Consider the following 21,231-nt stretch of genomic DNA (forward strand, 5'->3'; position numbering starts at 1 on the left):
AGCCTCTTGCCGGTCAGGCCCGCGCCTGCGCCCTGATTGCCGGCACCAGATCGGCGAAGGCCTGTTCGGCCAGCCTGGCGGTCTCGGTCTCCACCGAGCGGTAGGCGGCGAGCAGGTTTTCGCCGAAGGCGGTGAGGCGGGCGCCGCCGCCATGGCTGCCGCCGGCTGAGGTCTCGATGGCGGGCTGGCCGAACATGGTGTTGACCGCATCGAGAAGCAGCCAGGCTCGGCGATAGGACATGCCGAGTTCGCGGCCCGCCGCCGAGATCGAGCCGGCCCGTTTCACCGCCTCCAGCAGGTCCATTTTGCCCGGGCCGAGCCGGGCGTCCTCGCCGAAGCTGATCTTGAGGCGGATCGCGGGTGGGCCGGACATGATCGGTCTCCTCAAGCACAGGGCGGGAGCAAAGCGCGCTTGGCTCTCAAGCAGGTGTCATTGCGATTACGGGCGAACCGCCCTATTCAGGAGAATATAGCGTATTCGGGCGCAGGCCCAAGGTCTGACATCGGTTGGCCTGATGTCGATGGGCCGCGTGCCATAGAGTGAAAGTGCGATTCATCAAAGTCGCGCTTTCACCCTAACTCTTTGTTTCGACGCATTTTCTCAAAAAATGCTTTAGGCGGAGGAATGGGGGCGTGCTTTCGCCTGAAGAATGGACGGCCCTGTGGCTCAGCCTCGAGATTGCCGGCTTGGCCACGCTGATTTCGGTGCCCTTTGCGGTCGCCGCCGCCTGGGTCCTCGCTCGCCGGGCCTTTCCCGGCAAGGCGCTGTTCGACGCTCTTGTCCATCTGCCGCTGGTGCTGCCGCCGGTGGTCACCGGCTATGTCCTCCTGATTTTGCTTGGGCGCAACGGCCTGATCGGCTCTTTCCTCGCGTCGAAGCTCGGCATTGTCTTCGCCTTCCGCTGGACCGGCGCGGCCATCGCCTGCGCCGTGATGGGCTTTCCCCTGATGGTGCGCGCCATCCGTCTCGCCGTCGAGGCGGTGGATCCCAGGCTCGAATCGGCGGCCGGCACGCTCGGCGCCAATCCCTTCTTTTCCTTCCTCACGGTAACGCTGCCTCTCGCCATTCCCGGTATCATCGCCGGTATGGTACTGGCCTTCGCCAAGGCCCTGGGCGAGTTCGGCGCCACCATCACCTTCGTCTCCAACATACCCGGCGAAACGCAGACCCTGTCGGCGGCGATCTATACGGCGCTGCAGGATCCCAATGGCGACAATACCGTGATCCGCCTGACCCTGGTCTCGGTGGTGCTCGCCTTCGGTGCGCTGATCATCTCCGAGGCGATGGCCCGGCGTGCGCGCTCCAGGCTCGGACAAGCCGGCCAGAGCTGATGATCGGGGCCTGTCTTGCAATGTGGAGCAGGGCATATCACTTCTGAACGCCCGTCGATTCGTGGAGACCGACTATGAGCCTTGAAACGCCAGACCGGCAGCCGGTCAAAGGGCCCGCGTCCTATTTTCCCTCCATCGAGAAGAAATATGGCCAGCCGATCGCGCATTGGCTGGCGCTGATCGAGGGCAAGCGCGGCTCCAAGCATATGGAAATCGTCGGCTGGCTGAAGGACGAATTCAAGCTTGGCCATGGCCACGCCAATGCCCTGGTGGCCTACGCCCTCGCCAAGGATGGCAAGGGGGGCTGATTTCCCGGGGGCAAGAGCGAACGTCCCGTCCGCTCTTGCCGTCTCCCGCGCGCTGCATTTGCACGAGGGCAGTATGCGAGCGCAGCCGGGAACAAAATCCGATTCAATCCGCCCTGATTCTGCGCTAGGCCTTGGCCATGGCTTCTTCTGCACCGCTCCTTCAGGTTCGCGACCTCTCCGTGGCTTTCCGGACGGAGGGGCAGCCGGAACTGGCGGTCGACAAGGTTTCCTTCAGTCTCGACAAGGGCGAGACCCTGGCGCTGGTGGGGGAATCGGGCTCGGGCAAATCGGTCACGGCCCTGTCGATCGTGCAGCTTCTCAATTATCCCGCCGCTTCCCACCCCTCGGGCGAAGTGCTGTTTCGCGGTGAGAATCTCCTGGGCGCGCCGGAAAAGACCCTGCAGCGCGTGCGCGGCGCCGACATCACCATGGTGTTCCAGGAGCCGATGACTTCGCTCAACCCGCTCCACACCATCGAGCGGCAGGTCGGCGAGATCCTCAGCGTGCATCGCGGCCTGTCGAAGCGGGCGGCGCGCGCCCGTTCGCTGGAACTCTTGACCCAGGTCGGCATCCGCGAGCCGGAAAAACGCCTCGACGCCTATCCCCATCAGCTTTCCGGCGGCCAGCGCCAGCGCGTGATGATCGCCATGGCGCTCGCCAACGACCCGGACCTCTTGATCGCCGACGAGCCGACCACGGCGCTCGACGTCACCGTCCAGGCCCAGATCCTCGCTCTCCTGAAGGAGATGCAGTTGAGGACCGGCATGGCCATGCTGTTCATCACCCATGACCTGTCGATCGTGCGCAAGCTGGCCGACCGGGTCTGCGTGATGCTGAAGGGACGGATCGTCGATGCCGGCCCGACGGGGCAAGTCTTCGCCAACCCCACCAGCGACTATACCAGGCGGCTGCTGGCGGCCGAGCCCAAGGGCAGGGCGACGCCTTTCGATGCGCAGGCCCGCACCATCGTCTCGGCCGACGATCTCAAGGTCTGGTTCCCGATCCGGGCCGGGCTGATGCGCAGTACGGTCGGCCACGTCAAGGCGGTCGACGGTGTCAGCCTCGCCGTGAAGGAAGGCCAGACCCTCGGCGTCGTCGGCGAATCCGGCTCGGGCAAGACCACGCTCGGCCTCGCTTTGTTGCGGCTGATCTCCTCGACGGGGCCGATCGCCTATCTGGGCAAGCCGATCCAGGGCCTCGACCGGCGGGCGATGATGCCATTGCGCAAGCAGATGCAGATCGTCTTCCAGGATCCCTATGGTTCGCTCTCGCCACGCCTGTCGGTGGGCGAGATCGTCGAAGAGGGGTTGCAGGTGCTGGGCGGGGGGCTCGACGCCGCCGGGCGACGGGCGGCGGTCGCCCGGGCGCTTGCCGATGTCGGCCTCGAACCCAAGGCGATGGACCGCTATCCGCATGAATTCTCGGGTGGGCAGCGCCAGCGCATCGCCATTGCCCGCGCCATGGTGTTGCAGCCGAAATTCCTGGTGCTGGACGAGCCGACCTCGGCCCTCGACATGTCGGTCCAGGCCCAGATCGTCGACCTCCTGCGCGAGCTGCAGCAGCGCCACAAGCTGGCCTATCTCTTCATCAGCCACGATCTGAAGGTGGTGCGGGCGCTGGCCAACGAGGTGATGGTGATGCAGGGCGGCAAGATCATCGAGCACGGTCCGGCCAGCCAGATCTTCGAGCGCCCGCGGGAGGACTATACCAAGGCTTTGCTTGCCGCTGCCTTTGCCATGGCGGCCGCGCCAGAGGACGTGGTGGGGCAGTAACCGCAGACAAAGCGTTTTGCGATTGGGCGGAATCACCTCGAATCGCAAAGACGTGTCGAAGCAAGGAGTTAGAGAAAATAAGCGTTCACACTTGAACGCGTCTTGCTCCAGGAGAAACGAGCGTCAGGAATCGTCCGAGCGGGATGCGAACGCCTGAAGATCTTCGTTCAGGCGAACCGGTACATCCATGCGGTCATGCAGCAGACTGAGCACGCCGATTCGGCCGCCGGACAGTTTGCGAAAGAACACATAATGGCGTTGGTAGTGGCTGAAATAGACTTCGAGCTCAAGATCGGTCGGAACGGCAAGATTACCTGGCAGGCTACGCCAGAGAGCAGGTCTTTCGGAAAGATTCTGCAAGTGTTCGTGCAGGCCGCGGATGTAACTAATCGCCTGGTCTTCGCCCCACTTCTCGATCGTATCATCCCAGATACGGTCCTGTGCGGCATCTGCCGTCGGGTAGAATAGGAAGCCTGCCATTGTCGATGACGGGATTAACGCGTACGGCGCTGGTTGCGCCGAATGACATCCTCGGCCGACACCGCCACGAATTCGTCTTCGGCGGCTCGCAATCCTGGTTCCAACTGCTTCTTGAGCCAGTCCCAGGCTTCGTCGCGGCTGTGTAGATCACGGCGGATGAGGGCGCGGATATATTCGCTGGCGTTCTCGTAAAGGCCGTTCTCGCCAATCTGCTGCTGGAGATGCGTCTGCAACCGCCCGCCGACGCGGACGTGAATGCTGTTGTCAGCGGCCATGAGCCAATTCCTTGATTGTGCTGAAACATGGAATGTGTCGCCAATATTGTCAATATTTGCGACACGGAACCAGCTCAATCAAACTGTCCCGATCGGGGAAGCCGCCGTTACCCCCTCAACTTCGCCTGCAATGCCGTCCAGCCAGCGGCGAAGACGTGCTTGGAAACGATCTCGATATATTTGCCGGCGTCGGCGGGCGCCTCGTCGAAGCTGGCGCTCCATTCAGCGAAGGTGCGATTGCCGTCGGTGATGGGGATGAGGCGGATAACAGCCACATAATTTTCGACCGGAAAGGCCGGCTTGACGAAATTGTAGCTGAGCGTGTGTCCGGCATCGTCGAGCGCCAGCAGGCGCTCGCGCACATGGGCGCCGTCCGCGAGATGGAAGGAGCGGATGGAGCCGACGGCATCGGCACTGCGACCATCCTCGATCTCGCTCCTGGCGATGGCCGGGTGCCAGTCCGGCAGGGCGTTGAAGTCGCGCACGATCGTCCAGACGGTTTCGATCGGCGCATCGATCACGGCGCTCGCATAGGCCTTGGCCATGGGGGGCTCCCTATTTTTTGATGTTGAGGTTCTTGAAGGCCTGGGTCTGGGCGACCAGCGCCTTTTCCACCGGCAGGCGTTCCATGCTGGAGGCGCCGTAGAAGCCGTGACAACCTGGGCAGTTTGCCAGGATGAAACGGGCGTCCTCCGGCTCGGCGATCGGCCCGCCATGGCAGAGCACGATGATATCGGGTGAGGCCTCGCGCGCTGCGGCGGCGATGGCGTTGATCTCGCCGACACAGCCTTCCTGGGTGAGCGCGGTGTCGGCGCCGATCGAGCCGCCCGTGGTCAGGCCCATATGGGCGACGATGATGTCGGCCCCCGCCTTGGCCATGGCGCGGGCATCGTCCGCATTGAAGACATAGGGCGTGGTGAGGAGGTCCTTCTCGCGCGCCAGGCGGATGAGGTCGACCTCCAGGGCATAGCCCATGCCGGTCTCCTCCAGATTGGCTCTGAACTTGCCGTCGATCAGCCCGACGGTCGGGAAGTTCTGGATGCCGGCAAAGCCCATCGCCTTGAGCTGGTCGAGGAAGGGGCCGAACTGGCAGAAGGGATCGGTGCCGTTGACGCCGGCAAGCACCGGCGTGTGCTTGACCACCGGCAGCACTTCGCGCGCCATGTCGACCACGATCTCGTTGGCGTTGCCATAGGCGAGCAGCCCTGCCAGCGAGCCGCGGCCGGCCATGCGATAGCGGCCGGAATTGTAGATCACGATTAGGTCGATACCGCCGGCTTCCTCGCATTTGGCCGAGAGGCCGGTGCCGGCGCCGCCGCCGATGATCGGCCGTCCCTCGGCGATCATGCCGCGGAACCTTGCCAGGATCCTCTCGCGCTCACTGTGCGCCATATCAATGCTCTCCAATAATGCTCTTGAAATTCGCCGTGAGCGCCTGCGCGAAGGCGGGATCGTTCACCCCGGCCGGTACGCGGATGAGCTGGCGCCGCGGCGTCTGGATCACCGTCGCTTCCAGCGCCGCGAACAGGGCCGCATCGGCCTCGGGATCATGGAAGGCCATGTCGGGCGCATCGAGCAGGGAAACCCCACCCTCGGGGATGAGGAAGCGTACCTCGCCCTCGCATTGGTTGAGCTTTTCGCCGATCCAGCGGCCCATTTCGGCATTCTCCGCCGCCGTGGTGCGCATCAGCGTGACCTGCGGGTTGTGGACATAGAGATTGCGGCCGCGATAGCGCTCCGGCACGCTGTCGAGCGCGCCGAAATTGACCATGTCGAGCGCGCCGCAGGAGCCGACATAGGGCACTTTCGTGCGGGCGATGGCGCCGAAGCGGTCCTCGGTCGCCGCCAGCACGCCGCCGAACAGGAGGTCGCAGACCTCGGTGGTGGTGACGTCGAGCACGCCGGCGATCAGGCCGGAATCGACCAGCTTCTCCATCGACTGGCCGCCCGTGCCGGTGGCGTGGAAGACGAGGCAGTCATAGTCGGCGGAAAGAGCGGCCACGAGTTGGTTCACGCAGGGCGTCGTCACCCCGAACATGGTGAGGCCGATGGCCGGCTTGTCGTCGGCCTCCGCGACCGCCTCGGCCCGGCCCCGCGCCATGCCGGCAATGGCATTGGCGGCATTGGTCATCACCACCCGCGAGATGCGGTTGAGCCCGGCCACGTCGGTCACCGAATGCATCATGGTGATGTCGCTCGGGCCGACATAGGCGGCGACATTCCCTGAGGCGACGGTGGAAACCATCAGCTTGGGCGTGCCGACCGGCAATTCGCGCATGGCGGGGGCCACCAGGGCGGTGCCGCCCGAGCCGCCGAGGCCGATCAGGCCGGCGACGTCGTCCCGCCCGGCGATGAAGCGAGCGAAGGCGAGCGCCATGGCGCTGACGGCCGAACCGCGATCGCCGGTGAACACCGCCTCGGCCCCGCCGGGATGGCTGGCCGCCACCGCCGCAGCCTGCACCTCGACTTCGCTGGCCGTTCCGCTGGTGGAAAGGTCGACCCGGGTGACGTCGAGCCCATGGGAACGGATGCAATCGGCCACGAAATTGAGCTCGGTTCCCTTGGTGTCGAAGGTACCAGCCACATAGACGCTCGACCCGCCCATCCCTACGCTCCCAATTGTCTTATCATTGTGGCGGGACGCTAGCACGGACGCAGTGGGCGAGTTAAGAGCGGATGGGGTGGGAAGGTCGGTGTTTCCTCCCTTCTCCCCTTGTGGGAGAAGGTCCCGGCAGGGGGGTGAGGGGTGCTACCGCAACCTGCAGCTTCGTTTCGATCGACTGCCGGAAAGGACAGGAATCATGGCCGTGCTGCGCATCGTCGCCAATCTCGCCGCCGCCGACCCGCAGGCGGCCCGTGCCTTCTACCAGGATCTGATCGGGCTGGAGGTGGTGATGGACCACGGCTGGATACTCACTTTCGCCGGCCGGGGCCATCAGGCGCCCCAACTCAGCCTTGCCAGCGAGGGCGGCTCCGGCACGCCGGTGCCGGACCTCTCCATTGAAGTTGATAACGTCGACGAGGTCCATGCCCGCGCCGTGGCTGCCGGCTACGCGACCGTCTACGGCCCAGCCAACGAACCCTGGGGCGTCAGGCGTTTTTTTCTCCGTGATCCGCTCGGGCGCCTCGTTAACATCCTCGCGCATGGGGGGCGAGGGGGCTGATGGGGGGCTTCGGAAACATCCTCCCAGGAAGTGCGCAGCCGGCCTTCTTTTGCGCGGTCGGCGAACTCTGCCATTTAGTAGCAGATGCCATCGCCGAGTGAGGTCGAGCCGGGCCTGCGCCGTCTCGACGCGTCATCGGCGGGCTGTTGCCCGATAGACGGATGGCGAGATTTTCATTCCCATGCGGAAGGCATGCCTGAAATTGGACGTATCGCTATACCCCAGGCGCTCGGCGATCTTGCCGATCGGCAAATCCGATTCCAGGAGGAGTTTGGCGGCCTGCTCCATGCGCACCTTGTTCATGACGAGCCGAAAGTTGGTGCCTTCCATGGTGAGCCGGCGTCGAAGCGTGCGCGAGCTCATGCCCAGCCAGCCGGAGGCCTGTTCGATCGAGACTGAACCCGCCCCTCTTTCCATCATTATCGCCTGGAGCCGGGCCTCAATGGCCGGAGACGGGAGGCTTGGATCGAGCTGGCCCTCATAGAGCCCTTGCATGAGGGCGAAAGTCGGCGCGAAACCCTGTTTCGGCACGAAATCGAGCAGGGATGGATGGAACCGGATGCGATCGACCGGCCGTCCATATTCGATCGGGCAGCCGAACGTGTCGCCATACACGGTGGAGGCCGCCGGCTTGGCCGCGGTCATTTCGATGGCAGATATCGGCCATTCTGATCCCAAGAGCTCGCGTCCGCAGGAGAGACAAGCCCCCAGGGCGTATTCGACCAGAAAGACATGGAGGTCGCTCTCCAAATGTCTGTCGCAGGAAGGGTGGAAGGAAATCGCAGCCATGGCGGGGCCTTCGGAGAAGGCGAATCTCACGATCACATCGGAAGCCGCATCATGCCGTGTCATGAAATCGAAGAGATCCCGCAAACGAGGCGCGCTTAGCATCGTCAGGCCGTAGAGGCCATAATTGGTCATCGTTACCGCCTGGCCGAAACGCAAACCGAGATGCCGGCGCGGCGAAATCGCCATGGCCCTTCGGATGACATCGAGAAGCTGCGGCGTCGAGACATAGGCTTGAGGGCCGGAGGGGTTGTGCAGTTTGATTCCCGTTCCTCTCAAGAGAGGCTCTTTTGATATTCCTTCGTTCTCGAGGACATTAAGAAGAACAAATAGAAGATTTGTCCTGTATATTAGATTTTCTTTAGAAAGATTTGGCATTTTGTCCTCAGGTTGTCTATTTTTGTATCAATTTCTCTATATGAATCCTGAGTGATGTACTTTAATGTCCATATCAGCGTGTTGTATTTTGAATTTTCATTCAGTATTTATTTTTTAGTGTTATGGCCGAAACTAACTTGGAATATGGCCTGTCATAACCTATGCGAATAAGTGCATATCGTTACGTTATGACGCAAGGGAGCTGGCCGTACTCATCAGCCTTCGCCCCGCGACAGCAGCGTAAAGTAACGCGCGTGGTCGCAGCAATGGGTCTAGGGGCCGAGAAGGTGATTCATGGTAGATATCAGGCCGCCCTCGGTGCCGCCAGAGGGTCAAAAGTATTGGCGTGCTTTGACCATTCGGTCGAACCTGGCTTCACTCGATATCGGCATTTCGAGGGATGCGGCTTGTTCACGAGTGCGCCCTCTCAGGCTGCCCCCTTGCAATCCGGCATGTTGAACGACGCAGCAGGACGCGGACGGCAAGGCACTTCGGACGGCGCAGGCTAAACATCCCCTGAGATCGATGTGACGCAACCCTGACGTGTGCTGAATCGCACATACGCGTATGTCGCCAGCCTCGATATGTGCGCGATTACACCAACTGGTCAAATCTTCAAAAAATGGCAACTCGACGTAAGAAACTTCTCGGTTCTCCGAGCGCATCTCCTGCTGGGCGAAGACAGCAACCGATCAAGCTCGCCGCAGGTGCGGCGAGTTGCCTTCTCGCGCTGGTTCCCTGGAACGGTGCGCACGCTCAGAACGCGGTGGTGAACAACCAGACCGTGGATGTTCCCGGCACGCAACCGAGCCCGTGGAATGTGGGCAACCTCTTCATTGGCATGCCCAATACAGGAACGGTCAATGTCCTTGCCGGCGGCAGCGTCAACGTCAACGGCGTCCTGGCGGTGGGCCGCTCCGGAACCGGCAATCTCAACCTCAGCGGCGGCGGCCAGACCAAGGCCAGCTCGACCACTATAGGTCAGCTCGCAAACTCGACGGGAATCGCGACCGTCACCGGAACGGGCTCCACCATGACGTCGACAGGCTCGCTCGTCGTCGGCGGCTCCGGCAAGGGCACTCTCAACGTCAGTGATGGTGGCAAGGCCACCGGCAGCACCGTTATCATTGGCAATTTTGCAGGCTCGAACGGAAACGCGACCGTGTCGGGAACCGGGTCCAGCCTGACATCGAACGGCACGCTGGTGATTGGCGCCTCCGGCACGGGCTCGCTGAGGATCGAAAACGGCGGCAGCGTCACCAATGCTAATCCGCCGAATACCCCTGCCCAGACGACCATAGGCCAGCAGGCCGGTTCGAACGGCTCGGTGGTGGTGACGGGAAGCGGCTCGAGCTTCGATGCCGGTACCTATCTGTTCGTCGGCGATGCCGGCCAGGGCTCGCTGCGCATCGAGAATGGCGCCAAGGCCTCGAGTTCCTCCTTCGTCACGATCGCCAACAGCCCCGGCGCCACCGGTTCGACGATGGTCGTGACCGGCGCGGGTTCGGCCTGGGATTCCTACAGCGTGACGGTCGGCGGAGAATACTACAATCCCAATGGCCCGCCGGGCGGCCAGGCATCGCTCCTCATCGAAGACGCCGGCCAGGTCAACACCACGTCCGGCTCCATCGGCTACGCCGGCACGCCCTCGCTCGTGACCATCACTGGCACCGGCTCCAAATGGACCGCCACCAGTGGCCTGACGATGGAATCGAGTACACTCAACCTCGAGGATGGTGGCCAGGCCGAAACCGGCTTCTTCTGTGTCAATTGCTACAATGGCTACGGGCCGAGCGCGATCAACGTCACGGGCGAGGGCTCCAAGCTCGTGGCGTCGAACCAGCTCTCGATCTTGTACGGCACAACCACCGTCGATGTGACGGCGGGCGGCGCGATCGAGAGCGGCATCACCCATCTGAGCTATTACGAAGGCTCCGACACCACCGCCACGGTGAGCGGCACGGGCTCGAGCTGGACGACGACCGGCGAGTTGATCGTCGGACGCCTCGGCACCGCAAGCCTCACGGTCGAGGATGGCGGCAAGCTGAAGAGTGCCTCCGCGACGCTTGGCCAGTTGGTCAGCAACACGGGCGTCGCCTCCAACGGCACGGTCAAGGTCTCCGGCGCGGGCTCCAGCTGGGAGAATACCGGCACCCTCGTCGTCGGCGACAATGGCAAGGCCGGCCTGACGATCGAGGACGGCGCCAAGGTCACCAGCGGCAACACCACGATCGCCCGCTTTGACGGCTCCGACGGTACCGTCACCGTCACCGGCACGGGCTCGTCCCTGGCCGTGACCGGCGACATGTCGGTCGGCAATAGCGGCGCCACCGGCGTCGTCAACCTCACCGATGGCGGTCTTGCCTCCGTCACGGGCACGGTCGGCGTCGGCGGCGGCTTCTCGCCCAATGGCACCGGCACCATCAATATCGGCACGGGCGGCCTCGCCGGGAACCTGACGGCCGGCAAGGTCACCAGCTATTCCCAGACTGGCGCGACGATCAACTTCAACCACACCGACGACATCACCTTCACGCCGGCGATGACCAGCGCCTCGCCGGACTACAAGCTCGCCGTCAACCAGATGAACAGCGGCACCACCGTCCTGACGGGGCAGAGCAGCTATTACGGCCTGACCACCGTTTCGGCCGGCATGCTGCAGGCGGGGGCCGCCAATGCCTTCAGCCCGAATTCCGACGTCAATGTCACGGCCGCCACGCTGGATGCCAATGGCTTCAACCAGACCGTGAAGTCACTGACCAATGCCGGCATTGTCGCTACCAATCTGAAAGGCGGTCTGGCAGGCACAACCCTGACGGTGGCCGGAGATTATGTTGGCAATGGCGGTACGCTCGAGCTCAACACCTATCTGGCCTCGGACAATTCCCCGACCGACAAATTGATCGTCAACGGCAATGTCTCTGGGACGACGACGCTCAATATCCACAACACCACCAGCCCCGCCGGCCCCGGCGCGGCGACCACGGCCAACGGCATCGAGGTCATCCAGGTCGGCGGCACCTCGCAGGCCGGCGCCTTCAGCCTCGGCGCTGCCGTGGCGGCGGGCGCCTATGATTACAACCTCTATCTCGGCGGCGTGGGCGCCGATGCGGGCAATCAGAACTGGTATCTGCGCTCGACCGGTAAGCTATCGCCCAACAGCCAGACGGCCCTGCCCTATGCGGACGTGCTGTCGAACTTCGCGCAGGCGACGCTCGGCACCCTGCAGCAGCGCACCGGCAACCGCATCTGGCCCGATGGTACGGCCGCGGTTGCGGCCAATCTGCCGCCCGCTGGAGCCATGGCCTATGCCAAGGGCGGGCCGGCGCTGATCGGCCAGGGTGCCTGGGGGCGGATGGGAGGGCAGTATTCCTCCTTCGCGCCCAGGACGGGCTCGGCCTACAATCAGAGCATCGGCTTCCTGCAGGCCGGCTATGAAGGCGTGGCCAAGGAGACCGCGGCGGGCGACCTCACCATCGGCGCCTATGCGATCATCGGCACCTCGACGGCCCGCATCGATGTAAGCAACGACCCGGTGACGGGCGCAGCCCGGGCCAAGGGCCGGATCACCACGCACGGCTATGGCATCGGCGCCAACCTGACCTGGCTCGGTCATGACGGTCTCTATGCCGACGCCATCGGCCAGTTCACCTGGTACGATTCGAGCCTGTCGAACAAGAACGGCCGCAACCAGGGCTGGTCGAGTGCGGCGAGCCTGGAAGTTGGCAAGCGCTACGAGCTCGGCTCGGGCTGGGCAGTGGTGCCGCAGGCGCAGCTCGCCTGGACCCATGTCGATTTCTCCAGCTTCACCGACAATCTGGGCAACCGCATCGCGCTCGGCCGGGGCGACAGCCTCCAGGGCCGCGCCGGCATCCGGCTGGAACATTTGTCGAGCTGGCAGGATGCCAATGGCCAGACGGCGCGCCTGCAGTTCTACGGCATCGCCAACCTCACCTACGAGTTCCTGAAGGGCAGGAGCGTGAAGGTGTCCGGAGCCTCGCTGGTGCAGAGCAATCGCCGCCTGTGGGGCGAGGTCGGCGCCGGCGCAACCTATGCCTGGAGCAAGAACTGGAGCGCCTATGGCGAGGCCTCCTATGCCATGGCCCTGTCCGGCAAGGGGGGCGACAACTACACCCTCAAGGGTACCGCGGGTTTGCGTTACCGCTGGTAAGCGCCGCCCGGAGCGGCTTTATGCCGTGTCGCCCGGAGTAAAAGACAAGCGTGCTTCGAAGCAATGAGCGTTCACAGTTGAGCGCTCCATTGCCCTCACTCTTCGTTTCGACATGTCTTTGTAATTCCGGGTGCTTCGGTCAGCTCGCAGGAGGCCTTGATTGATCTCAAGTCTTGGTAATGAATGCGGGTTGATAGGCTCAAAGCTTTGTCGTGGCAGCATTGCCGTGGCAATCAGGAATAACAACCAGTGAGGGTAAGGAATGACCTTGTCATCTTATTTTTTGCTCTACTGTATCTTGTCGTTCTTTCTGATTTCTCTGATCGGAAGGAGCTTGAGATAGCTCGTTATGCAGTTTCTCCCGATCGAACCTGACATGCCCCAAAATGCACGGCCTCGCCTCTCCATCGTCGCTCAATTCGAGCGTATCTGGAAGAACCGAGCAGCTCAGGATGCGGCCAGGAAGCGGTCGACCACGCGCTGCAATAGCGGGGCATAGTCGCCGAAGCTGCGGGTCTTCAGACCGGCGACCTTGCCCGCCTCGTCCCAGAGCCGGACCCGCACGGCCTCCTTGTAGAAGGGGCTGGAACGGAATTGCGCAATCTCCGCCTCGTTCATCGGGCCGCCCTGCAGCGACAGCGTATGGCGCGAGGCGGGAGAGAGCTTGGCGTCGTAGCTCGGATCGGTTGCGCACAGATAGCGCTTGGCCGCCACATGCAGCCGCACGCATTCGGTGATCACCGGCGGGAAGAATGGTGCCAGCACCTCGGCGCCAGCATCGTCGTGATGCTTGTCCTCGGTGTCGTCGGGGGAGTAGGCGCCGAACTCGCTGGTGAAATGGCCGACATCGTGCAGCAAAGCGGCGGCGACCAACTCGTCACTGGCGCCATCCTGTTCGGCGAACCAGGCGCCTTGCAGCATATGCTCGGCCATGGTCACGGGCTCGCCGAGATATTCCTCGGCACCGCGCCGTTCGAAGATGCCGGCGAGGAAGGGCACGATGGTGGTAGTGTCGAGAACTGGCGTCGTCATTCGGCGGCCTCCAGGCGGGTTTCGGTCCGAATGGCCGCAAGGGTGGAAAGCAGGCCGTCCTTGTCGGCATAGCAGCCCTGGAGCCAGCGCTTGCCGCTGCCCGAAAAGGCTTTGCGCGCATGCATGACCCGGGTGTTGTCGACGATGAAGAGCTCGCCAGGCTTGAGCTTGAAGCTCACTTCCATGGCGGGATCCTCCAGGATTTCGGCAAAACGTCGATAGGCAGCATAGAAGGCGGCCATCTCCGCATAGGGCACGTCGGTGAAGGCGGCTGCCGAGCGGTTGTTGAACCGGATGGCGATCATCTCGCCATCCGGCCCCAGTTCGATGAAGGGGCGCTTGGAGCGCAGGCACACCCCGGACGAACCGACATATTCGAAGCGCACGGCATGGCGGCTGAGGAGATCGAAGGCTTTCGGATCTTCGGCCTGCAGGCGCCTGGCAGCGGCAAAGCCGTCGACCACGATGGAATCGCCACCCTCGACTGAGTTCTCCAGGCAGGCCAGCAATTGCAGCGTCGGCACGGGATCGCGATAGGGATTGTCGGTATGGGCCTGCAGACCGAGATTGGTATAGGCGAGATTGGTGGGGTTGACCTCGGCGCGCACCTCGAACAAGCGGCCGTAATTGGTCTCGCGCACATAGCCGAACAGTTCGGCGACCTCGCACAGCCTGCCCGAATCGATGGGCATGCCCGTGACCACGGCAAAGCCATGGCGCTCGACCGCGCCGAGCCAAGTGCCGAGCGCAGCCCGGTCCTGGCGCAGGCGGTCATAGGAGGCGGTCGGAACCTGGCCTTGCAGGGCGGCGTCCCAGGGCTCGATTCGCGGGCCGAGCCAGCCCGGTGCGCCGGGCGCCGGCTTGTCGTAGCGGCGTTCGTGAAGCCAACTGCCCGGAAAGACGGCCTCGTGCTGCTCAGGCGCGAAGGTGATGCTGACATCGCCCTGTGCGGCAAGCACGGCGGAAGCGATCACGGTATCAGCCGGAATGTCGAGTACCGTGATCAGGCGCTGGCCATTGGTACTGCTGCGGGTGCGCGGATCGAGGGCATTGTCGCGCAGCCAGATCGCGTGGAAGCGGTGGCTTTCGCCATTGCCCCAATTGACGCGCAGGGCACGGCCCGCGTCCAGGATCTCAAGTGTTTCCGCCTTCATCGCATGGTCTCCCGTCTCGATGGCGGCTATTGTGCGAAAGCCTCTGTCATCGTACAAACAATGAAAACTGTGCAGTTGACATCGTTTCAATTATGGCAGAATCGTCTCGTCTTCCGCCGCTCGTCTGGCTGCGCACCTTCGAGGCTTGCGCCCGCCATCTCAATTTCACGGCGGCCGGCGAGGAACTCGGCCTGACCCAGGCCGCCGTCAGCCAGCATATCCGCAATCTGGAGGCCGAACTCGGCGCCGCACTGTTCATCCGCCAGCGGCGGGGCGTGGAACTGACGGCGGAGGCCGGTGCCTACCTGCCCCATATCCAGGGTGTCTTTCGCTCGCTGGCCCGCAGCACCACCGAATTGTTCGGGCGGCGAGCCGGGCAGAGTGTCGGCCTGCGCTGCCCGATCTCCTTTGCCCTGCTTTGGCTGGCGCCGCGCATTCCGGCCTTTGCCGCTGCTTTTCCGCAGATCCGCCTGGCCCTATCGACCGTGCATGTCCCCGCCGACTATGCGGATGACCGCGAAGTCTTCGACATCCGCTTCGGCATCGGCGCGTTCGAAGGGCGCGACAGCCATCGCCTGATTTGGGAACGCCTGGTGCCGGCGGCGGCACCTGCTGTGCTGGCCGGGCTGGCCGACCCGGGGCAGTGGCCACAGCTGCCTCTGCTCTCGGTCGCCGGTGGCCGCGAAATGTGGCCGGACTGGTTCGCGCGAGCCGGCATCGTGGCGCCCGGCCGGCCGGCGCTGGTCTTCGACAGTTTCGTGGTGGCGCTTGAGGCGGCCAAGGCCGGTGCCGGCGTGGTGCTGGCCTCGCGGCCACTGGCGGATACGGCGCTTGCGGAAGGCCGGCTCCTGCCGCTGTCGGACCTCGAACTCGCCGGCGAGCGCGGCCATTTCATTACCAGCCCGGCCGGCCGGGCGCTTGCACCGCATGAGCAGGCCGTGCTGGACTGGATTCTGGGCGAAGCAAAGCCCCGGGCCTGAGCCAGCTTGGCTCAAGGCCTGACGGCCTGCACGCAGCAGCGCAGTGCGTCAGGGAGTGGCGACCCGCAGCGGGATCCGGTTTTCCTCACGAGCTTCCCACGAAGGGCCGGACGGGCCGCCCGATCGAGGCGTGCCGCCGGGATGCCGCGTGTCCAGATTGCCGGGCACCGTTGCGGAGGCGAAGGGGTCGCCCAGCCGGCCATTGCCGACCCAGTCGGTGAATTGCAGCAATTGAGCGAGGGTGGCGGGTGCCGGGCCAGCCGGCAGCCAGCGGCGCAATTCATAGGGATTAACCGTCATGTAGCGGACGGTAAAGCTTTGCGCCTTGCCTGCCTCCCGCCAGTCAGCCACCAGGCGCAGCCACTCCGCATAAGGTATATGCAAGGACAATAATTCTTCGAGGAACGGATAATGTGTTCTCGTGACTCGGGGAAGGAACAGGAAACGCATAGTATTCCCCCGTAAGCTTGAGAGATGATTCGAACTTATCTGTCCGGCAGCATACTCCGTAATTTCCTACCTCTGGAAGTTGACCAGACGGATTAGCGAATGAAAGCCGCGACTTAATACTTGTTAGTTATCCAGGCGCCGAGATTTGCATTGCCATGATAGTCAACGGTATTAGGTTGTCAGGATGTCTGCGACCTGTGGTTGTATCCAAACGACCCGGCGAGGCCTGCTACCCGAATCACGGCCTTGTTTCCAGACCTCGCCCGCATGTCGGTCGAGACGGTGACTGCAATGATTCCATGACCATCGGCCTGGCGCAAAGAGAGCCCGAATACCTGCTCCGAGCCTTGTTTCGGCGGGTCTTGGTAAGTACGGCCGATGCCGGTAAATCGCAAAACGCTTTAGGCCTGTCGCACCGTTGTGCTATCGGGGTGCCCCCGCTGCCCACCCCAGGAGGCTATCCTTGCCGATCGATCTCAATGGATTAGGAAACCTGTTCATCCTCTATGGCATCAACTGCCTGGGGGCGCTGGTGATCACGCTGATCGGCTGGTGGGCCGCCGGCATGCTGGAGCGCCTGACCGCCAGGACCCTGACGGCGACCTCGCGCATGGATCCGATCGTCACGGCCTTCCTGTCGAGCCTGGTGCGCTATGGCGTGCTGCTGCTGGTCTTCATCCTGATCCTGCAGGTTATCGGCATCCAGGCCACCAGCCTGGTGGCCGTGCTGGGCGCTGCTTCGCTGGCCATCGGCCTGGCCCTGCAGGGCACGCTCTCCAACATGGCGGCCGGCGTGATGCTGCTGTTGTTCCGTCCCTTCCAGCTCGGCGACAGCATCGAGGTGGCCGGCAAGGCCGGCACGGTCAAGAACCTCAATCTGTTCATGACCGAGCTCGCCAGCGGCGACAATGTGCAGGTTCTCATTCCGAACGGGCAGGTCTGGGGCTCGCCGATCACCAATGTCTCGGCCTATCCCACCCGCAGCGTCAATGTGAAGGTGCCCGTGCCCTATGGCGGCAATGCCGAGGCGGTTTCGGGCGCGATCCGCGATTTCCTCAGCCGCGACAGCCGCGTGCTGCCGCTGCCCGCGGCCTCGATCGTGCTGTCCGGCTTCACAGACAAGGGCGTCGACGTGGCGGTGCAGGCCTGGGCCAAGGCGGCGGACGCCGATGGACTCAAGGCCGAGATCGTGCAGCGGGCCGCGGCGGCGCTGACTTCCGCCGCCGCGGCCTGATCGCAGGCGGGTCAGCGTTGCGCGGCACGCCGTTCGGCGACGCGTGAGAGCGCGGCCCAGTCGAGATGGCCTTCGCCATGGGCGAGGGCATCGAGATGGTTGTCGCGCAGCACGCCGGCGAAGGGCAGCGGCACGTTGACGGCATCCGCCGCCGCCAGGGCCAGACGCACATCCTTCAGGCCGAGCGACAGCTTGAAGCCGGCGGGCTCGAAGCGCTCCTCCGCGATGGCGGCGCCATAGCCCTTATAGGGCGGCGCGGCGAAGATGGTGGAGGTCAGCATCTCCAGGAAGGCAGCCTTGGCGACGCCGTGCCCCGTTGCCAGCGTGGCCGCCTCGGCCATGGTCTCGATGGCGCTGGCGATCATGAAATTGGCGGCCAGCTTTACCGCGGCCGCCTGTTCCGGCCGGTCGCCGAAACGCCAGGTCTTCTGGCCCAGCACGTCGAACAAGGGCTGGACCCGGTCGAGCTGGTCGGTATCGCCGGCCGCGAGGATGTTGAGCTGGCCGGCCTCCGCCACGTTCACGCGCCCGAGCACCGGAGCGGCGATGTAAGAGAGGCCGCGGGCTGCGTGCTCGACGGCGATGTCTTGGGTAAAGGCGACGGAGACGGTCGCCATGTTCACGACGACGGCGCCCTTGCCGAGGGCGTCCAGCGCGCCTTGGCCGAGCAGGACGTCCCGGCTCGCCTCGTCATCGGCCAGCATGGCGATCAGCACCTCGGCGCCATCAGCCGAATCGGCCGGCGAGGCGGCCCGTTCGGCCCCCAGCGCCGCGAGGCGGGCAACCGGCTCCTGCGAACGATTCCAGGCCCGCACGCGGTTGCCCGCCTTGACCAGATTGGCGGCCATGGGGAAGCCCATGGTACCCAGACCGAGAAAACCGACTTGCATGATCGAGAACTCCTTAATTGGAAATGATCGTTTCCGAATTGGCCAAAAAAATCAGTCGAGCACTTTCAGCGCGAGATCCACGATATCGGCCATGTCGCCATGCCGGCGGCCGGTCTTGCCGACCACGCGCATGCCGAGCAGGATGCACAGGATGGTGCGAGCCGCCTGATGGGCGCCGAGATACGGATTGACGGAGCCATCCGCCTGCCCCTGCCGGATCAGCTCGATCAGCAGCGCCTCGTTGCGGCGCAGGGCCAGCGAGACCAGGTCGGCGAGATCCTCGTCGAGGGTCACCAGTTCGACGGCGCTGCCGACGACCAGGCAGCCGCGGCGCCCTTCGAGGTCATGGGCGGAATCGACATAGAAATCGAGCACGGCACGCAACTTTTCGCGCCCGGTGGCCAGTCCCGCGATGCGGGCGCGCAGGCCGATATTGCGCAGTGAGGTATAGCGTTCGAGCGCCGCCACAAAGAGGGCGCGCTTGTCCTTGAAGGCCTTGTAGAGGCTGCCCGCGGTCAGATCCATCGCCTTGCCGAGATCGGCGATCGAGGCGGCGTGATAGCCACGCTCGCGAAAGGCGACAATGGCCTTGTCGAGCGCGGCCTCGAGATCGAACTCCCGGGGGCGGCCGGCCTGGCGGGGGGAATCGGCGGGGGAAACGGACATCGTACGAGATTAGGAAATGATCGCTTCCTAATCAAGTCATTTCATGAAAAGAGCGGACAGGATGTCCGCGGTCCCAGTCGCGGCATTTCCAGAGCGAAGCTTGCAGATGTTGCGCGGGAAGCGCCGCGGCTGGGACCGCGGACTTCCAGTCCGCCTCTTCCCGCTTCAGCCCGTGACCGCCCCTTCGCTGGCCGGCCGGGCGAGTGCCGCGAACTTGGCGAGCACGCCGCGCGTATAGCGGGGGGCGGGCTGGCGCCAGGCGGCGCGGCGCCTGGCGAGTTCGGCGTCATCGACCTCCAGCTCCAGGCTCTGTCGGCGGGCGTCGATGGTGATGGTGTCGCCTTCCTGGACGAGGGCGATGGTGCCGCCTTCATAGGCCTCCGGTGTGACATGACCGACCACCATGCCCCAGGTGCCGCCCGAAAAACGGCCATCGGTGATCAGCCCGACGCTGTCGCCGAGGCCGCGGCCGATGATGGCCGAGGTCGGCGCCAGCATTTCCGGCATGCCGGGCCCGCCCTTGGGGCCGAGATAGCGCAGCACCACGACATCGCCGGGTTTGATCGCGTCCGATAGAATCGCGTCCATGGCCGACTTCTCGTCGTCGAACACGCGCGCCGGCCCGCTGATATAGGGGCTCTTCAGGCCGGTGATCTTGGCGACGGCGCCGCCCTCGGCGAGATTGCCCTTGAGGATGGCGAGGTGGCCTTCGCGATAGATCGCCTTGTCGATCGGGCGGATGACGTCCTGGTCGGCGCGCGGCGCGTCCGGCACCTGCGCCAATTCCTCGGCCAGGGTACGGCCGGTGATGGTGAGGCAGTCGCCATGGATGAGACCGGCATTGAGCAGGAGCTTGAGCACCTGCGGCACGCCGCCGGCCTTGTGCAGATCGACGGCCATATATTTGCCCGAGGGCTTGAGGTCGCAGATCACCGGCACCTTGCGGCGCATGCGCTCGAAATCGTCGAGCGTCCATTCCACTTCAGCGGCATGGGCGATGGCGAGAAAATGCAGCACGGCATTGGTCGAGCCGCCGGTCGCCATGATCAGCGCCACGGCGTTCTCGATGGCCTTGCGCGTGACGATGTCGCGCGGCTTGATGCCCTTTCTCACCGCCTCGACCAGCACGCGGCCGGATTCGGCGGCGCTGTCGAGCTTTTCCCGGTCAGGGTTGGCCATATTGGCCGAATTGAGCAGCGACATGCCGAGCGCCTCGAAGGACGAGCTCATGGTGTTGGCGGTATACATGCCGCCGCAGGAGCCCGTGGACGGGCAGGCATTGCGCTCGATGCCGTCGAAATCCTCCTGGCTCATCGTGCCCGCCATGAAGGAGCCCACCGCCTCGAAGGCGGAGACGATCGAAAGGTCCTGACCCTTCCAGCGGCCCGGCTTGATGGTGCCGCCATAGACATAGATCGCCGGGGCATTGGCACGCAGGATGCCGATCATGCCGCCTGGCATGTTCTTGTCGCAGCCCCCGAGCACCAGCACGCCGTCCATCCACTGGCCCTGCACCGAGGTTTCGACGCAATCGGCGATGACCTCGCGCGAGACCAGCGAATATTTCATGCCTTCGGTGCCCATCGACATGCCGTCCGAGATGGTTGGGGTGCCAAAGAGCTGCGGATTGCCGCCGGCAGCCTTGATGGCGGCCACAGCGGCATCGGCCAGTGGCTGCAGGCCGGCATTGCACGGCGTTATGGTGGAATGGCCGTTGGCGATGCCGATCATCGGCTTGTCGAAATCGGCCTTTTCGTAGCCGAGAGCATAATACATGGCCCGGTTGGGGGAGCGGGCGACGCCTTCCGTGATGTGCCGGGAGCGCTCGTTGATCGGCATGGGATCCTCCATTGGCGGGGCAAGGCCCGCATTCAAAATCCCGCCCATGCTAGAGCCGTTCCAATCGTTGGTAAAATATATGTTTCTGGCTATATTAGGTCGTAAAAGATATGAAAAAGCAGCGACGAGAATGGCGCGGATACCTTTCTCCCCTCGCGGGTATCGTCCACTCCACTTGGAGTGGACTGGGTACCTCGAAGGGGCGGATGAGGGGAGTCGGCGCTTCGCTCGGATAGGCGTGGTGAAAACCCCTCCTCCGGCTGCCGCCACCTAAGGCACTTCCCTGGGAAGTGCCAGATCCCGCAAGGGGGCAAGGGACC

General features: G+C 63.9%; 20 protein-coding genes. 7 read left to right on the forward strand and 13 right to left on the reverse strand.

What is annotated here, in order from left to right:
* Window positions 1–13: 13 nt before the first annotated feature.
* Window positions 14–373: a winged helix-turn-helix domain-containing protein gene (locus ACZYTC_RS22795; protein WP_441773246.1), complete on the reverse strand. Its 360-nt coding sequence runs from the start codon at window positions 371–373 to the stop codon at window positions 14–16.
* A gap of 260 nt (window positions 374–633) precedes the next feature.
* On the opposite strand from ACZYTC_RS22795, the gene modB reads away from it, so the two are divergent.
* From modB to ACZYTC_RS22810, 3 genes are all read left to right on the forward strand, one after another.
* Window positions 634–1,332: a molybdate ABC transporter permease subunit gene (gene modB, locus ACZYTC_RS22800; RefSeq protein WP_434958245.1), complete on the forward strand. Its 699-nt coding sequence runs from the start codon at window positions 634–636 to the stop codon at window positions 1,330–1,332.
* 74 nt (window positions 1,333–1,406) lie between these two features.
* Complete coding sequence (locus tag ACZYTC_RS22805) at window positions 1,407–1,640, forward strand: DUF4287 domain-containing protein (RefSeq protein ID WP_434958244.1); 234 nt, start codon at window positions 1,407–1,409, stop codon at window positions 1,638–1,640.
* 137 nt (window positions 1,641–1,777) lie between these two features.
* On the forward strand, window positions 1,778–3,412 hold the full coding sequence (locus ACZYTC_RS22810) for an ABC transporter ATP-binding protein (RefSeq protein WP_454816136.1): 1,635 nt from the start codon (window positions 1,778–1,780) through the stop codon (window positions 3,410–3,412).
* A gap of 123 nt (window positions 3,413–3,535) precedes the next feature.
* Here ACZYTC_RS22810 and ACZYTC_RS22815 read toward each other — a convergent pair whose 3' ends face one another.
* From ACZYTC_RS22815 to ACZYTC_RS22835, 5 genes are all read right to left on the reverse strand, one after another.
* Window positions 3,536–3,892 (reverse strand): type II toxin-antitoxin system RelE/ParE family toxin, encoded by a 357-nt coding sequence (locus tag ACZYTC_RS22815; RefSeq protein ID WP_488990591.1) that lies wholly within the window; start codon window positions 3,890–3,892, stop codon window positions 3,536–3,538.
* A 14-nt stretch (window positions 3,893–3,906) separates the two neighbouring features.
* A complete protein-coding gene (locus tag ACZYTC_RS22820) occupies window positions 3,907–4,167 on the reverse strand; it encodes a ribbon-helix-helix domain-containing protein (RefSeq protein WP_488990592.1) in 261 nt (86 codons plus the stop codon).
* 107 nt (window positions 4,168–4,274) lie between these two features.
* On the reverse strand, window positions 4,275–4,712 hold the full coding sequence (locus ACZYTC_RS22825) for an SRPBCC family protein (RefSeq protein ID WP_488990593.1): 438 nt from the start codon (window positions 4,710–4,712) through the stop codon (window positions 4,275–4,277).
* Between the two features lie 10 nt (window positions 4,713–4,722).
* The gene (locus tag ACZYTC_RS22830; protein WP_488990594.1) at window positions 4,723–5,559 is read right to left on the reverse strand and encodes a phosphoenolpyruvate hydrolase family protein; all 837 of its coding nucleotides are present in this window, start codon (window positions 5,557–5,559) and stop codon (window positions 4,723–4,725) included.
* Between the two features lies 1 nt (window position 5,560).
* Window positions 5,561–6,772, reverse strand: coding sequence for a Tm-1-like ATP-binding domain-containing protein (locus tag ACZYTC_RS22835; protein ID WP_488990595.1), 1,212 nt, complete (start codon window positions 6,770–6,772; stop codon window positions 5,561–5,563).
* A gap of 196 nt (window positions 6,773–6,968) precedes the next feature.
* On the opposite strand from ACZYTC_RS22835, the gene ACZYTC_RS22840 reads away from it, so the two are divergent.
* A complete protein-coding gene (locus ACZYTC_RS22840) occupies window positions 6,969–7,331 on the forward strand; it encodes a VOC family protein (RefSeq protein WP_488990596.1) in 363 nt (120 codons plus the stop codon).
* A 132-nt stretch (window positions 7,332–7,463) separates the two neighbouring features.
* Here ACZYTC_RS22840 and ACZYTC_RS22845 read toward each other — a convergent pair whose 3' ends face one another.
* Complete coding sequence (locus ACZYTC_RS22845; RefSeq protein WP_488990597.1) at window positions 7,464–8,495, reverse strand: AraC family transcriptional regulator; 1,032 nt, start codon at window positions 8,493–8,495, stop codon at window positions 7,464–7,466.
* Between the two features lie 769 nt (window positions 8,496–9,264).
* Here ACZYTC_RS22845 and ACZYTC_RS22850 point away from each other — a divergent pair.
* Window positions 9,265–12,666: an autotransporter outer membrane beta-barrel domain-containing protein gene (locus tag ACZYTC_RS22850; RefSeq protein WP_441773240.1), complete on the forward strand. Its 3,402-nt coding sequence runs from the start codon at window positions 9,265–9,267 to the stop codon at window positions 12,664–12,666.
* Between the two features lie 447 nt (window positions 12,667–13,113).
* On the opposite strand, the gene tmpB is transcribed toward ACZYTC_RS22850, so the two are convergent.
* Window positions 13,114–13,698: a (R)-1-hydroxy-2-trimethylaminoethylphosphonate oxygenase gene (gene tmpB / locus ACZYTC_RS22855; protein WP_434958236.1), complete on the reverse strand. Its 585-nt coding sequence runs from the start codon at window positions 13,696–13,698 to the stop codon at window positions 13,114–13,116.
* The gene (tmpA, locus tag ACZYTC_RS22860) at window positions 13,695–14,852 is read right to left on the reverse strand and encodes a 2-trimethylaminoethylphosphonate dioxygenase (protein ID WP_441773239.1); all 1,158 of its coding nucleotides are present in this window, start codon (window positions 14,850–14,852) and stop codon (window positions 13,695–13,697) included. Before tmpA ends, tmpB begins: the two co-directional genes overlap by 4 nt.
* Window positions 14,853–14,944: 92 nt before the next feature.
* Here tmpA and ACZYTC_RS22865 point away from each other — a divergent pair, with 92 nt between their 5' ends.
* On the forward strand, window positions 14,945–15,832 hold the full coding sequence (locus ACZYTC_RS22865; protein WP_488990598.1) for a LysR family transcriptional regulator: 888 nt from the start codon (window positions 14,945–14,947) through the stop codon (window positions 15,830–15,832).
* 48 nt (window positions 15,833–15,880) lie between these two features.
* Here ACZYTC_RS22865 and ACZYTC_RS22870 read toward each other — a convergent pair whose 3' ends face one another.
* Window positions 15,881–16,216 (reverse strand): hypothetical protein, encoded by a 336-nt coding sequence (locus ACZYTC_RS22870; RefSeq protein WP_434958233.1) that lies wholly within the window; start codon window positions 16,214–16,216, stop codon window positions 15,881–15,883.
* 529 nt (window positions 16,217–16,745) lie between these two features.
* Between ACZYTC_RS22870 and ACZYTC_RS22875 the strand changes: the two genes are divergently transcribed.
* Window positions 16,746–17,516 carry a mechanosensitive ion channel family protein gene (locus tag ACZYTC_RS22875; protein WP_434958232.1) on the forward strand — a complete coding sequence of 257 codons (771 nt, stop codon included), beginning with the start codon at window positions 16,746–16,748 and terminating at the stop codon, window positions 17,514–17,516.
* Between the two features lie 11 nt (window positions 17,517–17,527).
* On the opposite strand, the gene ACZYTC_RS22880 is transcribed toward ACZYTC_RS22875, so the two are convergent.
* The 3 genes from ACZYTC_RS22880 to ilvD form a co-directional block, all read right to left on the reverse strand.
* Window positions 17,528–18,445: an NAD(P)-dependent oxidoreductase gene (locus tag ACZYTC_RS22880; protein ID WP_488990657.1), complete on the reverse strand. Its 918-nt coding sequence runs from the start codon at window positions 18,443–18,445 to the stop codon at window positions 17,528–17,530.
* 12 nt (window positions 18,446–18,457) lie between these two features.
* On the reverse strand, window positions 18,458–19,072 hold the full coding sequence (locus tag ACZYTC_RS22885) for a TetR/AcrR family transcriptional regulator (RefSeq protein ID WP_488990599.1): 615 nt from the start codon (window positions 19,070–19,072) through the stop codon (window positions 18,458–18,460).
* Between the two features lie 165 nt (window positions 19,073–19,237).
* Window positions 19,238–20,911, reverse strand: a complete 1,674-nt coding sequence (gene ilvD, locus ACZYTC_RS22890; protein ID WP_434958230.1) for a dihydroxy-acid dehydratase — start codon at window positions 20,909–20,911, stop codon at window positions 19,238–19,240.
* Between the last annotated feature and the right edge of the window lie 320 nt (window positions 20,912–21,231).

The sequence above is a fragment of the Labrys sp. F242 genome (assembly GCF_057813875.1).

Coding starts and splice junctions, on each gene's coding strand:
- ACZYTC_RS22840 (WP_488990596.1), top strand. CDS start 6,969: ATGGCCGTGCTGCGCATCGTCGCCAATCTCGCCGCCGCCGACCCGCAG.
- ACZYTC_RS22835 (WP_488990595.1), bottom strand. CDS start 6,772: ATGGGCGGGTCGAGCGTCTATGTGGCTGGTACCTTCGACACCAAGGGA.
- ACZYTC_RS22820 (WP_488990592.1), bottom strand. CDS start 4,167: ATGGCCGCTGACAACAGCATTCACGTCCGCGTCGGCGGGCGGTTGCAG.
- ACZYTC_RS22830 (WP_488990594.1), bottom strand. CDS start 5,559: ATGGCGCACAGTGAGCGCGAGAGGATCCTGGCAAGGTTCCGCGGCATG.
- ilvD (WP_434958230.1), bottom strand. CDS start 20,911: ATGCCGATCAACGAGCGCTCCCGGCACATCACGGAAGGCGTCGCCCGC.
- ACZYTC_RS22825 (WP_488990593.1), bottom strand. CDS start 4,712: ATGGCCAAGGCCTATGCGAGCGCCGTGATCGATGCGCCGATCGAAACC.
- ACZYTC_RS22805 (WP_434958244.1), top strand. CDS start 1,407: ATGAGCCTTGAAACGCCAGACCGGCAGCCGGTCAAAGGGCCCGCGTCC.
- ACZYTC_RS22810 (WP_454816136.1), top strand. CDS start 1,778: ATGGCTTCTTCTGCACCGCTCCTTCAGGTTCGCGACCTCTCCGTGGCT.
- ACZYTC_RS22795 (WP_441773246.1), bottom strand. CDS start 373: ATGTCCGGCCCACCCGCGATCCGCCTCAAGATCAGCTTCGGCGAGGAC.
- ACZYTC_RS22845 (WP_488990597.1), bottom strand. CDS start 8,495: ATGCCAAATCTTTCTAAAGAAAATCTAATATACAGGACAAATCTTCTA.
- ACZYTC_RS22815 (WP_488990591.1), bottom strand. CDS start 3,892: ATGGCAGGCTTCCTATTCTACCCGACGGCAGATGCCGCACAGGACCGT.
- tmpB (WP_434958236.1), bottom strand. CDS start 13,698: ATGACGACGCCAGTTCTCGACACTACCACCATCGTGCCCTTCCTCGCC.
- ACZYTC_RS22865 (WP_488990598.1), top strand. CDS start 14,945: ATGGCAGAATCGTCTCGTCTTCCGCCGCTCGTCTGGCTGCGCACCTTC.
- tmpA (WP_441773239.1), bottom strand. CDS start 14,852: ATGAAGGCGGAAACACTTGAGATCCTGGACGCGGGCCGTGCCCTGCGC.
- ACZYTC_RS22885 (WP_488990599.1), bottom strand. CDS start 19,072: ATGTCCGTTTCCCCCGCCGATTCCCCCCGCCAGGCCGGCCGCCCCCGG.